Origin of the sequence: Acinetobacter harbinensis, assembly GCF_000816495.1 — a bacterium.
GTDB lineage: Bacteria > Pseudomonadota > Gammaproteobacteria > Pseudomonadales > Moraxellaceae > Acinetobacter > Acinetobacter harbinensis.
This window is the reverse complement of the sequence record NZ_JXBK01000001.1, coordinates 1,357,159-1,373,415: the sequence shown is the minus strand read 5'-3', so window position 1 is coordinate 1,373,415 and position 16,257 is coordinate 1,357,159. Positions and strand designations below refer to the sequence as shown.

The window sequence follows — 16,257 nt, the reverse complement described above, 5'->3', positions numbered from 1 at the left end:
GTGAAGTACCTCTTTTTATTATCCTCATGAGGATAAATGAAAATTAAGTACTTACACAAAATTTAGAACAGTCTCGATATTTTAGATGAAAAAAGAAAACAATATCCTAGCAAATGGTTTAAAAAAATTATAAGACAGTGGTTAAATAAACACCTTTCATATCTAAAAATTAACAACATAAATTATTGATTTATATTTAGTTATTTAATAGCTTCGAATTCAAAGACATAGAACCAGATAACTTTGAATAGACATTTCAAACATAAAAAAGTGAGCAACAAGCTCACTTTTTAGTGATAAATAGCATTACAGTGATTTATTAATCCCACACTTCCTACATTCCTTATGTTCCCCTATTTCTTGCATATGTTCATACTCATAAACATGTAAGCAAAATAATTTCATAAGCAATTGAAGCATTTTTAAAACTCCTTTCCGATTATTTTTAAAATCTAATGTCTTAAAATATATCTCATCCTGAAATATAAATATGATTAAAAAATCACTCCTATTTATTAGCACATTTTAAAGACAATTCAAATAAATTAATCGTGGTTTGTTGCGGAAAGTACGAAATAGAGGCAGTATTTTGTAACAACTTTTATATGATATAAAATGCTACATACAACTTAAAATGTAGCAATATTAGAACCCACATTAGAATTATAATAATTACAGAGGTTTAGACAATTAAGGGAGATTTAAAGTTGCTATATATCAAGGATTTTTAAATTTAACCGCTCAAACAGCGCTAATTTTTTTATGACAGGTTATCAGTCCAAATCCCTCTCGTGATTGATCTATTCTCAATTTAATTTCAGGTAGAAAACTATAAAGATTCAAGACACACGAGAGCAGAAGAATGTGACAGAATTTTCTATGCCGTTATACGTCTAACTATTTTTAACGTGATCACATTGCCACACTCGTACTTAGCAGCGTATGTATGAGCTACATGAAGGCACAATCACTTTCATGGTTCAACCATTTGACTCTGCCTGAATGTGATTTTAAAAAGATCAAATTACAAGCTATCAAATTTAAAAAAAAGCCCATCTCAGGGAAGGGCTAAAACGAAAGACGGCTTAAAGCGAAGATTATCGCTTCACCGCAGCCCTAAAAATGCCTTCTATGATGATGACGATTAAACTCTTAAATCTACTAACTCAAACTTTTTCTGTATCATCGTTTCAATACTGTCAAATGATGCTCTCTCCCATCCACTTTGGTTCCAAAGCATGAGCATATTATTTTCTTCCTTATAGAAGGCTCGCTTCCAGAATGAAAGATAGTGAATGACTTGTGTTCCTTTGGGTATCTTTTTCATGCAAGCCTCTGTGTTATTTATTTTTCTGATCACATTCATCATAAGATAGTTTAGCTAGAAAATAAATACATAAACACACAAAAATATACATAAATTAACAATAGAAGTTATCTTAATATTGCAATTGCTATGAGAGATTTTATAACTTGTCCCAGACATTGAAAAAGCCCTATTCATTAATGAATAGGGCTTATCTTAAATAGGGTGAATTGAGGCTTTTGGGCTATTATTTAACGGCCAGTTTTTCTAAATCTTTAATGGTCATTAATTTGTAGTCATCTTCTGTCGGATCACCATCTTCAATATTATTGGTGCACAACATGCCTTCTACCACGCAAAGATGAGTCACTGTTTCATCCCAGCTATCATCATTTAATGTAAATTCAGGATCTTCTTTCCACACATCCTTGCCAGTCTCATCATCCCACTCAGGCCATTCCTCTCTTTCCCAGTCCCATCCACGCTTAAAGCAAGCCTGTTGAGCTTTATCCCACGTCTCTTTATCTGGTGTTTCAATACAAATTTCCACGTCAATCTCCACAGCGACTTTGGCAATCTGCCAGTTCGCATCATTATGATAACTGCATTGTACTGGGCCGATCACTAAAATGAATAGATAGAGCAATGATATTTTTAAATCATGGCAAAGTTGTTTGAGTACTCCATCAACACAGGGGTTTTTAGTATTTTTCTATATATCGTCGTTTCTAAAAAATAGAATCTGATCGAATATTTAAGCCGGTCTATGTGACTTATACTGAGTGTTAGTGCGAGATAGTTTTTTTCTTATGTTAGACAATATTTTATATCTCTCTTACGTGCTTATCTTTGATATCTACTAATATTTAATTTATAAGCAATCCTCGGTTCATTAAAACCTAATTCTCAATAGGCTACTTAAAGCTCGCTCGAATATCTTAAATAGCGGCTCTGTAGCACAATTTTGATTCATGTTGAGGATAACTTGAACAGGAATGATATAAATTTAGACATTAAAAAACCACCGAGGATTAATACACCTAAGTGGTTGTTTTATATGGTGGGCCCAGACAGACTTGAACTGTCGACCAACGGATTATGAGTCCGCTGCTCTAACCAACTGAGCTATAGGCCCTTATATGCCGAATTTGTTATATATCAACAAGTTTAAGCGAGGTCATACTAACCAAGATTTTTTCAAAAAACAAGTGATTTTATTTTACTTGCGCAGTAATAGAGCAATTGTTCAAGGCTGTAAAATTCATCTCTGTATTTTATAAGCGCTCATCTTGTGCAATGTATTTATTTGTCATTTTTGTACATTAGACTATTGACTCTAAATCAGAACAAGCAGAAATTAAGCCACTTCCCAATTATGTGCTTTCTTGCGATGTTAAAAAAACTTCTTGGTGAATCTGCATTTAAACTTGCAGGCTGGAATTATCATATCGAACCCAATGTCCTTGAAAAAAAACAAGTGATTGTCGGCTTTGAACACACCTCCATGAGAGATGCCGTGCTGTCGTTGGCTCTATTTCAAATTATGGATATGAAAATCCATCTTTTGATTAAAAAAGAGTTATTTAAAGGCCCGATGAAGCCTTTACTCAAGCGTTTGGGTGGTATTGCCGTGGATCGTAATGCCAATCAAGATATTGTTTCGGTCATGGTGCAGCATTTTCAAGAAAATGATCAGTTTAATTTAGTCATTGCCCCTGAAGCCACACGTGCAAAAACCGGAGAAACTCGACGCCCTATTCGTACTGGTTTTTGGCACATTGCCAAAGCTGCCGGCGTTCCCATTGTTTTACTGTATGCCAATTCCAGCACCAAGCAAGGCGGTATTTTAGGAAAAATCTATCCGACCGAGATTAACCACGACTTGGCTTTGCTAAAAAAGCTCTATAAAGATAAGGTAGACTTGGATATTGTTATCCCCGATATTAAAAACTAAGGTCTATTTTGTTAAAAAGTCAAAAGCTAGCTCTTTCTAAGAAAAAAGCGCTTATGGTAGAATTCAACCCATTCGATTCGGCATACAGCCAATCTATCAGGAGCATATTTCGCATGGCGGGTCATTCCAAGTGGGCCAACATTAAGCATCGCAAAGCAAAACAAGATGCTAGTCGCGGTAAAGTCTTCACCAAATATATTCGTGAATTGGTCACAGCAGCTAAACTCGGTGGTTCAGACACTTCAAGTAATCCACGTCTTCGTGCAGTGGTTGAAAAAGCATTATCGGTCAATATGACTCGTGACATCATTAACCGCGCTATTCAACGTGGTGCCGGTGGTGATGACAATGATGATTTAAAAGAAGTCACTTACGAAGGTTATGGCACAGGTGGCGTGGCTGTTTTGGTTGAAACCATGACCGATAACTTAAACCGCACCGTACCGGACGTTCGTCATTGCTTCTCTAAAACCAATGGTAATTTAGGTACCGCAGGTTCTGTGGCTTATCTGTTTACCAAACGCGGTGAAATTACTTTTGAAGATGTTTCTTTAGAAGATAAAATCATGGACGTGGCGTTAGAAGCGGGTGCAGAAGATATCGAAATTTCTGAAGATGAAATTCTGGTGATTACCACGCCAGAAAGCTTTGGTGAAGTGCAAGATGCCTTATCTGCGGCAGGCTTAAAATCTGACAATGCCGAAGTGGTGATGAGTCCATCGACCAAAGCGGAAATTACCGACATTGATCAAGCCAAAATGATCTTAAAAATGATTGATATGTTTGAAGATTTAGACGATGTCCAAAACGTATACACCAACGTTGAATTCACAGATGATGTTTTAGAACAGCTAGAGGCTTAAATTAAAGCACTGGCCACTAAAATCATCATAAAAAACGCACGCTATCGTGCGTTTTTTTACGTTTAGCGCCAAGTCAGCCTTAAAACCGCCCACCAATCCAAACATGAAAACCCATTACAATAACAGTATTTAGCATGATGAAAAGCAGCCAAAGTATCGCGGCAATCACCAGTTGAAACAACCATCTTTTAAGTTTTGGCAGTCCACTAAATAAAATGCTGCTACCCCAGAGCCAAAAAAAATACTGAAAAATCAGCCAGACATAAGCAAAGGCAGGTTGAATATAAATTTGTCCAGATTTGACATCTATAAAATCAATCAGCAACCAAAGTATCAGCAGCGCTAGAGCAATACAGCTAAAGCGCGGCAAGATTTTATGCATGTAAATTAAACCCTAGACGCGATTTAGCAGACCACTACAATTTAAAACGTTATATTCTTTAATCACGAAACTAGAATGTAATGCAGCCACATGGTCAATTTTACCAATCCGTTTAAGCAAAATTTCACTATAATTTTCCATATCCTTTGCCACCACTTCAACAATAAAATCGGCCGATTGACCAGTGACTAAAAAGGCATTAATCACCTCAGGAATGCTTTGTAATTCTTCTAAAAATGTAGCGAAGGTATCGGTGTCATGTTTGTTTAACGACACTTGCAATAAAACATGCAAGCTAAAACCCAATTTTGCATAATTAATATCACGCTTTAAATGGGTCAAAATATTCGCTTCAATTAAATGCTTGATGCGCCGATGTACCGAACTAACAGAAAGATTAATACGCTCTGACAGCTCATTTAGATTGACATCTTCTTGGTTGAGGATTTCTAAAATTTGTTTATCAAAACGATCCAGTTGCATTCTAAGCTCCGCGATAAGGGAATATTTTCAGAAAATTAAAATTACGATAAAAGTGCCCAATGATGATTTTAATCCGCTTTGAGCTGCTCTATTTTTAGACAAGCTTTAGATATCAATAATATAAGGCTTAAGCGCCCATTATGAATAAAAAACTAAAAAAAGAGCACTATTTTGAAAATTATTTTCATCATTTCGATCATTACCGCAATAATACCTGCACAGCTTAAAAAAGATAAGCAAGTCATCAGATCAGCAGCTGAATGCTGATTACTCTACATTAATTTCACTGAGCATTTTAAAAACAGATGACGCAACTCTTTACCTACATTTAAACACCGCGCCAATCCACCCGCGCATTACGTTCTGTTTGATAAATACGCAGCACATACTGCCCCAAAGGCAGTTCAGTTAAAATTTCTTTATAGTGTTTAAACTCATCGGATAACAGTTCAGTATTTTCTCTTTCCCACGGCGTAGCCGGAATTTCTAGCAGCGGTGCCAGCATTGAACACACTGCAATATCTGCTAAACCTAAACGCTCACCCACCAAATAACGACCGTGATTTTCAATTAACTGATGGTTTAACAGCACCACCAAACTATCAATACGCTCTTTCGACTCAGCCACTTTATCTGCACTGAGCTGATAATTTTTTGACAATAAAGCTTTCATCAGCGGTTTTGAATATTTTTCAAATTGGCGTAAATAACCTTTTTCACCAATCATAATATCTAAAGATTCTTCGCTTTCAGTCAAGGTATGTGCCAATCCCCAACGCCGCACATGCATGCCCAACTCGGTTGCTTGATGATTGATTGCTAAAGCTAAATCGCGTTGCTGTGGATCGGCACGTAGCAAGGAATGTTCTGGATAAATATCATCTAAATACAGCGCAATTTCAGTTGAATCTGCAATCCAACGCTCCTGATCACGTAAAATTGGCAAAAGATTTTGACCGGTTTTTAATTGCGCAAAGGCACGATGCAGACCGGGAATTAAATTATGTGCCACATAATCCAACTCTTTATGATCGAGTAACCAGCGTGCTTTTTCACAAAAATGAGACAAAGGAAACTGGTATAAAATTCGCATAAAATCTCCGCAATTATTTTTTAATTCTGGCTATCAAGATAACCTTTACCGTAAGTGCTCTACTTTAGTCAGGCTATTTTAGAAATACAATGTCCTTTTACTGCAAAAAAGAATCATTCACAACTAGATGCAGTATGCTTTAAAAAAAAATTTCCTGCACAGCGCATCCAGCTAATCTTCAAAACCGAGTAGTTAACTTTATTCTGTTAAAAAATTAGTCGAGATTCTATTTTGGCTGTTTTCAGTAAACATCAAAGCCATGACCTGACTTTGTGCTGGCTTTCATGTAAAATCAGCCACAATTTTTAAATCATACTTTGTGAGTGATTTCATGGGTTTTAATTGCGGTATTGTCGGCTTGCCGAACGTAGGTAAATCTACACTTTTCAACGCTTTGACAAAAGCTGCCATTGCTGCAGAAAACTTCCCTTTCTGTACCATTGAACCAAATACTGGGATTGTGCCAGTGCCCGATCCTCGTTTAGACAAATTAACAGCGATTGTAAAGCCACAACGTGTCATTCCAACGACCATGGAATTTGTTGATATTGCAGGTCTAGTTGCAGGCGCATCTAAAGGTGAAGGTTTAGGCAATCAATTTTTGGCCAATATCCGTGAAACCGATGCCATTGCTCACGTTGTTCGTTGTTTTGAAGATGAAAACGTGATTCATGTGAATGGTAAAATTGATCCACTGGATGATATTGCCACCATCAATACCGAATTAGCATTGGCTGACTTAGAAACCGTGGCCAAAGCCATTACTCGTTTGGCTAAATCTGCAAAAAGTGGCGATAAAGATGCCATTGCGACCAAAGCAATCTTAGAAAAAATCCAACCGATATTGGATGAAGGCAAACCGGCACGTGCCACTGAATTAGATGATGACGAACGTCGATTGGTGCGTGGTTTTGGCCTGATGACCTTAAAACCAACCATGTATATTGCAAACGTGGCTGAAGATGGTTTTGAAAACAATCCACATTTAGATGCAGTGAAGAAATTAGCAGCTGAAGAAAATGCGATTGTGGTGCCCTTATGCAACCAAATTGAAGCAGAAATTTCTTTACTTGAAGATGCAGATCGCGCTGAGTTTTTAGAAGCGATGGACATGGCAGAACCCGGTTTAAATGTAGTGATTCGTGCCGGTTATGCTTTATTGGGTCTACAGACTTACTTCACTGCGGGTGTGCAAGAAGTTCGCGCTTGGACTGTGAAAGTGGGTGCAACCGCACCGCAAGCAGCCGGCGTAATTCACACTGACTTTGAAAAAGGCTTTATTCGTGCTGAATGTGTGGCATATGAAGACTTTGTGCAATACAACGGTGAAGCCGGCGCAAAAGAAGCCGGCAAATGGCGTTTAGAGGGTAAAACCTACATCGTACAAGATGGTGACGTGCTACATTTCCGTTTTAACGTATAAGCGTTGATGGTAAAAGCCCCGACATTTCGGGGCTTTTTTTCGTCTGCTTAAACTACGCTTAAAAAATGCATTAAATAACCAATCAGCTGTCCATGATGATCAATAACAAACAACACTGACACGTTTATGCTGCGCGATTAGCACTAAGCTAAGTACAGGTATTAATGCCTCATCAGAGTAATCCAAAATGAAAAAAATAAGCACGCTTATAGCAGCAGGTTTACTTACCATGCTCAGTGCAACTGCTTTTGCAGCCTGTCCAGCAGGAACAGCATTAGCAGGTGGTTCAGGTCCAGATCATAAAGGTGGAAAATGTGTTACAACCACTCCAATGACCAAACAAGAGAAAATGACTCAACACAATAAAATGGTCAAACAAGATGCCATGAAAACCGACCATATGGCGGCTAAATCCACTAAACACGCTGAAGCGGCAAAAACTCATGCTGCAAAAGCCAAAACCGAGGCAACCAAAGCCAAAGCAGATGCACCCAACACCATGAAAAACCCATAAACCTTCATGCAAAAAGCCAGTGAATTTCACTGGCTTTTTTTATAGTTAAAAAATCATCTCAACAATGAAACTGCCTAGACATGATTAAGGCTAACTTTGATACTGCTAATCATAAATGATCAAGCCAGATGCTTCATCTATCATAAAAAAACCAGTCCAAAAATTAATTTCATCTTTAAATATTAACAATTCATACTTAAGCCAAAATTCATTAAATGGCTAAAAAAAAGGCTTTTTTGCTGAAGAAACTTTAAATGCCTTTCTTTTTCGGATCAGTATTGCCCAGCTCTGGATGACTAATCGCCTCTTTACATTGCTGTTTATCACGTTCGTAATCGGCTTGTTTTTGTTGAAGCGTAGCAGACTGCTCTAAGCTTTCGCGTGCCCAAACATCTAAACTACTTAATGCCTTACGACATAAAGCATATTTACCCTCTGTTACTGAATCGGTCATTTTGACATTAATACGCCAATCCGTGGTTAATTTGCGCACGGGTTTACGCACCTGATCTTCAATCACATCCAGCTTTTGCGCATATACCAAACCATCAATCTGATTCATCAATATCCATGCTTTATTGGCATAGGTGGTGGCATCATTGGTTAACTGCTGTGCAGGTTTAATTTCCACTTTTTTGGCTTCTTCAGAAGGCTGACTGCACGCTTGCAATACAAACAATATGCATGGCAGAGCAATCATGGTGATTGCACGTGATTTAAACGCAAACATATCAGCTGACTCTATAAACATTTCCTTACTATGCTAGTGAATTCGGTTAGAATACTCAATCATCATTTACCTTCATATTCGTCAACGCTCTTAGGTGTATCGTGTCTATACACAACCTCTCCTGTGTACAACCCGCTGGTTTTTGGCAAGGCGCTAAAGACAGTCAAGCAATTATTTTCACCTATCTTCCGGTGTCTTTTGCTTTTGGGGTTTCCGCAACACAATTTGGCTTTACCCCTTGGGAAGCTTTATTTTTATCCTGTTCAATGTATGCAGGTGCCAGTCAGTTTTTAGTGGTGGCTTTACTCGGTAGTGGCACATCCATTTGGATGACTGCATTGACCGTGATTGCTTTAGATATTCGCCACCTGTTATATGGCCCTGCCTTACAAAATCTCATTCAAGATAAGCTGAATTTAAAAAAGACTGCACTCTGGTCATGGGGACTGACCGATGAAGTGTTTGCCTCTGGCATGATTAAACTGTCACAGCGCCGACAAGAATGGTCAGAGTCTTGGATGCTGGGTTTAAGTTTATTTAGCTGGCTGGCATGGGCACTCGGCTCGTTATTGGGTGGACTGTTTGCCGATCAAGTTAGTCACTTGCCGCAATTTTTACAAGCGGCATTGGATTTTCTGCTACCGGCATTGTTCTTAAGTTTCCTACTCGCGGCCTTTGAAAAGAAACATACGTTTTTGGTGGTGGTCTGTTTAATTGTTTCAGCAATTGCCTGTTATTTCATTAATTTATCAGCGGCTATTTTTATTGGTATTTTGTCCGGCATCTTGGCAGGCTTATTTAAGCACTATGTTTTAAAGCAACACGACGATGAATTTGGAGAAGCACATGAATCTTGAAATTATTGTGGTTGGTGTTGTGGTTGGAATTGCCAATTTCGCTTCTCGTTTTGGGCCTTTTTATGTTTTACAAAAACAGCAAAGAAATGCCTCTAAGCGCGGTGCTGTGTGGATCAAAATTGCCTTAGGTAGCATTGGTATTGCCGCGATTAGCGCCATGTTGGTGGTGGCCACTTTACCGCCTTTAATTGCAGCACCCAATAAAGTTTTTGCCATGCTGATGGGTTTTTTAACCTTAACCGGTCTGTATTTTAAATTTAAAAAAATTGTCTTGGCAACCCTGACCTCCGCCGTGGTTTATGGTTTGATTTATACCTACGTACCGCTCTCTTTTTAGCGCATAGTGACGCGAGCAATGACAATTTCAGATACATCTAAAGCTAACGCTAATCGTCGGCTCTAGAGGGATCTGACTTGGCTTCAATCGTTATAGATAAAATTGTTAGACGATATGATTAATTTATGTGAATCAGCGCTTAACACACAGAACAGTTCTGCTATGCTAAAAGCTCAATTTAGCAAGGACGGTTCATATGAGCGTGACCATCGGTACTCCACTTCAAGCTTCTGCGTTTAAGGTTTTATTGTTAGGTTCAGGAGAATTAGGCAAAGAAGTGGTGATTTCTTTGCAACGTTTAGGTGTCGAAGTCCATGCTGCTGACCGTTATGATCATGCACCTGCCATGCAGGTTGCACATTACGCCTATACCTTAAATATGGCTGATGCCGAGCAACTCAAACAGCTGATTGAAAAGGTTCAACCACATTTAATTATTCCTGAAATTGAAGCCATTGCCACCGAGGTTTTGGTGGATATCGAACAACAGAAAATAGCCACCGTCATTCCTTCTGCTAAAGCGGTCAGCTTAACCATGAACCGCGAAGGTATTCGTCGTTTGGCCGCAGAAGAATTGGGTCTACCCACTTCGGCCTATCGTTTTGCCGACTCTTTAGAATCATTTCGTGCGGCATGTGATGATATTGGCTATCCGAACTTTGTTAAACCCACTATGTCCTCCTCAGGTAAAGGTCAGTCTCGCGTTAAGGGTTTTGATGAGGTGGATGCTGCGTGGGAATACGCGCAAACCGGTGGTCGCATTAATCAGGGTAAAGTCATTGTGGAATCACAAATCGACTTTGATTTTGAAATCACCTTGCTCACGGTACGTGCTCAAAATGCTGAAACCGGTGAGATTGAAACCCAATACTGCGACCCAATTGGACATCGTCAAGATGCCGGTGATTATGTCGAAAGCTGGCAGCCACAAATTATGACGCCAGCCGCTTTAGAGGAATCCAAACGCATTGCGAACAAAGTCACCAAAGCCTTAGGCGGTTGTGGGGTATTTGGTGTAGAGCTGTTCATTAAAGGCGATCACGTTTGGTTTAGCGAAGTCTCACCGCGCCCACATGACACTGGATTGGTCACGCTTGCCTCACAATTCCAAAGTGAATTTGAACTGCATGCCCGCGCAATTTTGGGTCTTCCAATTAATACCGCACGCCATAGCGCCGCAGCCAGTGCCGTGATCTATGCTGGTGTAGATGCGGATAATTTATCTTTTTCTGACTTAAATCTTGCCTTATTCAATCCCAACACAGATTTACGTTTATTTGGTAAGCCTGAAGGATTTAAACGTCGCCGTATGGGTGTTGCAACAGCGCGAGCTGAAACCACCGAACAAGCACGCGAACTTGCGCTGCACAGTGCAGCACAAGTGCGTGTCCAAGCACAGTAAATTTGTCTTCTTCTTTACGGATTCTTGTTCATGATCAATACTTCTCCGCTGCTCAATTACGCAACCAGCAACCATGATATTCAAGCCATCAACCAATGGCGCACCGATGCTGAAAAGCAGCTGCAAGAATGTTTTGAAAATGGACAATCCATTCGTGAAGTTATTTTAAGTCGCTCCCACTTAATTGATGAAGCCTTGCGCTTTTTATGGAAACACGCTGAACTTGATCAGACCGATTTAGGTCTGTTTGCCGTCGGGGGGTATGGTCGTCAGGAAATGTTGCCGTACTCCGATGTCGACATTATGATTTTATCCGAAGATGACCTAACGCCCGATCAAGAAAAATTAATTTCGACCTTTATTGCATCGCTATGGGATGTGGGTAATTTTAAACCGGGCATCAGTGTGCGTACTATTGCACAATGCGTGGAACAAGCCACGCATGATTTAACCGTGGCCACCGCGCTGATTGAGTCACGCTTAATTATCGGCAATCCGCACTTGGCCAAATGGCCACGGCGTATCGTGTCCCAAACATGGACGGATAAAACCTTCTTCGATGCCAAAATGGCCGAGCAAGCCAAGCGTCATATTCAGCACAACAATACCGAAAGCAATTTAGAGCCAGATATTAAAACTGCTCCCGGTGGTATTCGAGATATTAATCAAATTGGTTGGATTGCAAAACGTCATTTTCGGGTTAATCGGATTTACGATTTGGTGCATTTGGGTTTTATCTCCGATTTTGAACTGGGTGTCTTAGAAGAAGCCGAAAGCTTTTTATGGGAAATTCGCCATCATTTACATCGCTTAACCAAGCGTGATGAAAATCGTTTACTGTTTGATTATCAGCGTGATATTGCGACTTTGTTTGGTTATACCCGCCCTGAAGGCAAGCCGCCAAACTATCCCATTGAACAGTTTATGAAGCGTTATTATCGTAGTGCGCAGCAAGTCTCGACCTTAAATGAGATGCTGTTGGCCTACTTTAACGAATCTGTCATTACCCCGCGTTTACCGGACTATGAACGAAAAATTGAAGATATTAATGACAATTTTAAATTGGTCGATGGCAAACTGGCGGTGCAACATCATAAAATTTTCTCTGAACGTCCAAGCGCCATTTTAGAAATTTTTTATTTACTGGCCAATCGTCCTGAAATTGAAGGCATTCGTGCACGTACCTTACGGCTGTTAATTTTAGCAGCCAAAGGGATTGATCACAACTATCGCAACAATCCTGCCCATCAAGCGTTGTTTATGGCCATTATCCGCTCGCCGCACCGTTTGTATGAAACCATGTTGGCGATGAAACGCTATAGTGTATTAGGCAACTACATTCCTGCATTTGGGCAAATTATGGGCCTGATGCAATATGATTTGTTCCATATTTATACCGTAGATGCACACACCTTATTATTGCTACGTAATCTGAACCGCTTTAAAGAACCTGAATTTGCCAAAGATTTTCCGGTGGTCAGCTCGGTGTTTCAACGTCTGGCACGACGCGATATTGTCTATTTGGCCGCGTTATTTCATGACATCGCCAAAGGCCGTGGCGGTGATCATAGTGAACTGGGCGCACAAGATGCCATTCAATTTTGCCGCACCCACGGCTTTACCGAACGTGAATGTAAATTGGTGGCGTGGCTGATTCAAAGCCATTTACTCATGTCAGTTACGGCACAGAAAAAAGATATTTCCGATCCCGATGTGGTGCAAGAATTCGCCGAAAAAATGGGCGATATGCAGCATTTAGATTATCTCTACACTTTAACCGTAGCCGATATTAACGCCACCAATCCAAAATTGTGGAACACGTGGCGCGCATCATTAATGCGTCAACTTTATACACAGGCACGCGATGTGATTCGTTCTGGTTTGGGCCGTCCGGTGGACTACCAAATGCTGATTGAGGACACAAAATTTGAAGCCAGCGAACTGTTGGTGAATGATTTTTCTTTATACGATGTAGAAACCGTGTGGCAAGAATTGGGCGATGAATACTTCATTAAAGAATCAGCCGATGAAATTGCATGGCATACACGTGCCATTTTACAACATGGTAACAACACCGAACCGTTGGTTTTGATGCGTGCGCATCGTCAATCCGCACAAGATGCGGTGCAAATCTTTATTTACACTCAAGATCAACAAAATTTATTTGCCACCACGGTTGCAGTATTTGATCGCATGAATCTTGATGTTCAAGATGCGCGTATTATTACAGCAAGTACCGCATTTAGCTTAGACACCTATGTGGTGTTGGATCGTTTTGGAACTTTGCTGACTGATCCCGAACGTCAAGCTACGGTGGTTGAGGCCTTGGTCAATGCACTGAGTCACTCTGATCGCTATCCCGGTTTAATGCAGCGCCGTATTCCCCGGCAATTGCGCCATTTTGATATTGAAAATACCGTTGAAATCACCTTAAATGCAGCCTTACAACAAAACATGGTGGAAATTGCGACCTTAGATCATCCCGGATTACTGGCCAAAATTGGCGGTTTATTTATGATGCAAGGTCTGGATATTCACTCAGCCAAAATTGCCACCTTAGGTGAACGCGCTGAAGATATTTTCTTTGTCACCAAAAAAGAAGGCATTGCGATGTCTGATGCTGAAGCCAAAACCTTTGCTACACAATTAAAATTGGCACTGGATGAGGCGTCTAATCAAGTCTCTGCTCAACACTAACTTATATTTAGCGGTATCGATTTTATGAACTCTAGCTTGTCATTATTGCATCCCTACCCGTTTGAAAAATTAAGCAAACTTTTTCAAGATATTCAAACTGCGGATTTACCACTGATTGCCTTATCCATTGGTGAGCCGAAGCATCCAGCACCTGAATTTGTAAAACAAGCAATCATTGACAACTTTCAGCATTTATCGACCTACCCCAATAGCAAGGGTTTACCTGAACTGCGCAGTAGTATTGCGCACTGGTTAACGCGGCGCTTTGGCCTGAATCAGATCAGTGCTGAAAGCAATATTTTACCGGTCTCCGGTACGCGTGAAGCCATTTTCTCTTTTGTTCAAGCCTTGGTAAAACGCGAAGATACACCGTATGTGGTGATGCCCAATCCGTTCTATCAAATTTATGAAGGTGCCACCTTACTGGCAGGCGCAGAGCCTTATTTCATTAACTGCACTGAAGAAAATAACTATTTGGGCGACTTTGATGCCGTTCCCGCTGAAGTCTGGGCAAAAACAGCTTTACTGTTTGTCTGTACGCCGGGTAATCCAACCGGTGCCGTTTTATCTAAAGATCAATTTAAAAAGCTCATTGCACTGTCCGATCAATATAATTTTGTGATTGCCTCGGATGAATGCTACTCGGAACTTTGGTTTGATGAAGCACCTGTGGGTCTACTTGAAGTGTGTGCCGAACTCGGACGTGACGATTATAAAAATTGTGTGGTGTTTCACTCGCTCTCAAAGCGTTCAAACTTACCCGGCATGCGCTCAGGCTTTGTGGCCGGTGACGCAGCTTTACTCAAACCCTATCTGCAATATCGTACCTATCACGGTGCAGCCATGCCAGTACAACATCAACTGGCCTCTATTGCGGCATGGGATGATGAACATCATGTTGAAGAAAATCGACAGCTGTATCGTGCTAAGTTCGAGCTATTTCAAACTGAATTGGGGCATTTATTGCCGCTTAAGAAACCCGATGCCGGCTTTTATTACTGGTTAAAAGTCGATAATGATGAGACTTTTGCTAAATTACTGATGGAAAAAGCGCATATTAAAGTCCTACCGGGACGCTATCTATCCCGTGATACAGCACAGGGAAATCCTGGTGAAAATCATGTGCGTTTGGCTTTGGTGGCAGACATTACGCAGTGCGAGCAAGCCATCCAGCGTCTGAAAGCTATTTTAGAATAGATTAAATTTAATTATTTTAAGCGGTATTTTTTTAAACATTAAAGGCGATCGATAGATCGCCTTTTTTTATCCTGCTTTAATCCAAAATTACTGCGCCAAGGCGGTTTCTATTTCACTTTGCAGCTCTTCTGGTTTGGTGGTGGGAGCAAAGCGATTTAATACTTTGCCATCTTTACCAATCAAGAACTTGGTGAAATTCCACTTAATGCCATTGCCCAAAATACCTTTACTGTTGTTGGTCAAATAACGAAATAAAATATGCGCTTCTGGGCCTTTAACATCCACTTTGGCAAACATCGGAAAATTCACACCATAATTTTTTTGGCAGAATGCACCAATTTCCTCACTCGAACCAGGGTCTTGCCCACCAAACTGATTACACGGAAAGCCCAACACTTCAAAGCCTTGGTCTTTATATTTATCATATAATTTTTCTAAACCGGCAAATTGCGGCGTAAAACCGCATTTACTGGCAGTATTTACAATTAATAAAACTTTGCCTTGATAGTCGGCAAAAGCTTTATTTTTTCCATCTAACAACTCAGCGTCAAACTGATAAATGTCGGTCATGGATAAGTTTCCTCGTCATTTTTTTCTTGTGTTTTTAATTCTAATGAAGCTGAATTCATACAATAACGTAATCCAGTCGGTTGTGGTCCATCTTCAAAAATATGGCCCAAGTGCGCATCACATTGATGGCACAGCGCCTCGGTTCTCACCATACCATGACTGTTGTCTTGATTTTCATCAATAGCAGCGTTATTGATCGGCTTATAAAAGCTTGGCCAACCGCTGCCGCTGTCATATTTGGTTTGGGATGAGAACAACGCTGCACCGCAACAACGACACACATAAGTGCCTTCTTGCTTGCTGTTCCAATATTTTCCAGTAAATGCTGGCTCAGTGCCTTTTTGTCGCGCAATGCGAAATTCGTCTGGTGATAACTCTCTTTGCCATTCTCGGTCGGTTTTATTGAGTTTTCCCATCACTAACTCCTTTAAATCTTTGACATTCGATGT

The 16,257-nt window shown here is 40.2% G+C and carries 16 protein-coding genes and 1 tRNA gene; 9 read left to right on the top strand and 8 right to left on the bottom strand.

Going from position 1 to position 16,257, the window contains the following annotated elements; translation table 11 throughout:
• Positions 1-1,553 precede the first annotated feature (1,553 nt).
• Positions 1,554-1,856 (bottom strand): hypothetical protein, encoded by a 303-nt coding sequence (locus SE27_RS06385; RefSeq protein ID WP_148308923.1) that lies wholly within the window; start codon positions 1,854-1,856, stop codon positions 1,554-1,556.
• Positions 1,857-2,364: 508 nt separating this feature from the next.
• Positions 2,365-2,441: transfer RNA gene (locus SE27_RS06380), tRNA-Ile, on the bottom strand.
• Positions 2,442-2,696: 255 nt separating this feature from the next.
• Between SE27_RS06380 and SE27_RS06375 the strand changes: the two genes are divergently transcribed.
• Together SE27_RS06375 and SE27_RS06370 are read left to right on the top strand one after the other, a co-directional pair.
• The gene (locus SE27_RS06375) at positions 2,697-3,260 is read left to right on the top strand and encodes a 1-acyl-sn-glycerol-3-phosphate acyltransferase (RefSeq protein ID WP_039621843.1); all 564 of its coding nucleotides are present in this window, start codon (positions 2,697-2,699) and stop codon (positions 3,258-3,260) included.
• A gap of 113 nt (positions 3,261-3,373) precedes the next feature.
• Positions 3,374-4,123 (top strand): YebC/PmpR family DNA-binding transcriptional regulator, encoded by a 750-nt coding sequence (locus tag SE27_RS06370; protein ID WP_039621841.1) that lies wholly within the window; start codon positions 3,374-3,376, stop codon positions 4,121-4,123.
• A 79-nt stretch (positions 4,124-4,202) separates the two neighbouring features.
• Here the strand turns inward: SE27_RS06370 and SE27_RS06365 are convergent, their stop codons facing one another.
• From SE27_RS06365 to SE27_RS06355, 3 genes are all read right to left on the bottom strand, one after another.
• Positions 4,203-4,505, bottom strand: coding sequence for a hypothetical protein (locus SE27_RS06365; RefSeq protein ID WP_039621839.1), 303 nt, complete (start codon positions 4,503-4,505; stop codon positions 4,203-4,205).
• 12 nt (positions 4,506-4,517) lie between these two features.
• Positions 4,518-4,988, bottom strand: a complete 471-nt coding sequence (locus SE27_RS06360; RefSeq protein WP_039621837.1) for an Lrp/AsnC family transcriptional regulator — start codon at positions 4,986-4,988, stop codon at positions 4,518-4,520.
• A gap of 328 nt (positions 4,989-5,316) precedes the next feature.
• Positions 5,317-6,081: a glutathione S-transferase family protein gene (locus tag SE27_RS06355; protein WP_039621835.1), complete on the bottom strand. Its 765-nt coding sequence runs from the start codon at positions 6,079-6,081 to the stop codon at positions 5,317-5,319.
• A gap of 331 nt (positions 6,082-6,412) precedes the next feature.
• Between SE27_RS06355 and ychF the strand changes: the two genes are divergently transcribed.
• Both ychF and SE27_RS06345 read left to right on the top strand, forming a co-directional pair.
• Positions 6,413-7,504, top strand: a complete 1,092-nt coding sequence (ychF, locus tag SE27_RS06350; protein ID WP_039621833.1) for a redox-regulated ATPase YchF — start codon at positions 6,413-6,415, stop codon at positions 7,502-7,504.
• 187 nt (positions 7,505-7,691) lie between these two features.
• The gene (locus SE27_RS06345) at positions 7,692-8,018 is read left to right on the top strand and encodes a hypothetical protein (RefSeq protein WP_039621832.1); all 327 of its coding nucleotides are present in this window, start codon (positions 7,692-7,694) and stop codon (positions 8,016-8,018) included.
• 250 nt (positions 8,019-8,268) lie between these two features.
• Here SE27_RS06345 and SE27_RS06340 read toward each other — a convergent pair whose 3' ends face one another.
• A complete protein-coding gene (locus SE27_RS06340; RefSeq protein WP_039621830.1) occupies positions 8,269-8,748 on the bottom strand; it encodes a hypothetical protein in 480 nt (159 codons plus the stop codon).
• Positions 8,749-8,849: 101 nt separating this feature from the next.
• Between SE27_RS06340 and SE27_RS06335 the strand changes: the two genes are divergently transcribed.
• The 5 genes from SE27_RS06335 (at position 8,850) to dapC (ending at position 15,238) form a co-directional block, all read left to right on the top strand.
• Positions 8,850-9,605, top strand: coding sequence for an AzlC family ABC transporter permease (locus SE27_RS06335; protein ID WP_039621829.1), 756 nt, complete (start codon positions 8,850-8,852; stop codon positions 9,603-9,605).
• Complete coding sequence (ygaH, locus tag SE27_RS06330) at positions 9,595-9,942, top strand: L-valine transporter subunit YgaH (protein ID WP_039621827.1); 348 nt, start codon at positions 9,595-9,597, stop codon at positions 9,940-9,942. The genes SE27_RS06335 and ygaH overlap by 11 nt, the downstream gene beginning before the upstream one ends.
• 196 nt (positions 9,943-10,138) lie before the next feature.
• Entirely contained in the window at positions 10,139-11,344 is a 1,206-nt protein-coding gene (purT, locus tag SE27_RS06325; protein WP_039621825.1) for a formate-dependent phosphoribosylglycinamide formyltransferase, read from the top strand.
• A 30-nt stretch (positions 11,345-11,374) separates the two neighbouring features.
• Entirely contained in the window at positions 11,375-14,041 is a 2,667-nt protein-coding gene (glnD, locus tag SE27_RS06320; RefSeq protein ID WP_039621823.1) for a [protein-PII] uridylyltransferase, read from the top strand.
• A gap of 24 nt (positions 14,042-14,065) precedes the next feature.
• On the top strand, positions 14,066-15,238 hold the full coding sequence (dapC, locus tag SE27_RS06315; protein WP_039621821.1) for a succinyldiaminopimelate transaminase: 1,173 nt from the start codon (positions 14,066-14,068) through the stop codon (positions 15,236-15,238).
• Between the two features lie 87 nt (positions 15,239-15,325).
• Here dapC and SE27_RS06310 read toward each other — a convergent pair whose 3' ends face one another.
• Entirely contained in the window at positions 15,326-15,808 is a 483-nt protein-coding gene (locus tag SE27_RS06310; RefSeq protein ID WP_039621819.1) for a glutathione peroxidase, read from the bottom strand.
• Positions 15,805-16,224, bottom strand: a complete 420-nt coding sequence (gene msrB, locus SE27_RS06305; RefSeq protein WP_039621817.1) for a peptide-methionine (R)-S-oxide reductase MsrB — start codon at positions 16,222-16,224, stop codon at positions 15,805-15,807. The genes SE27_RS06310 and msrB overlap by 4 nt, the downstream gene beginning before the upstream one ends.
• Positions 16,225-16,257: the final 33 nt, after the last annotated feature.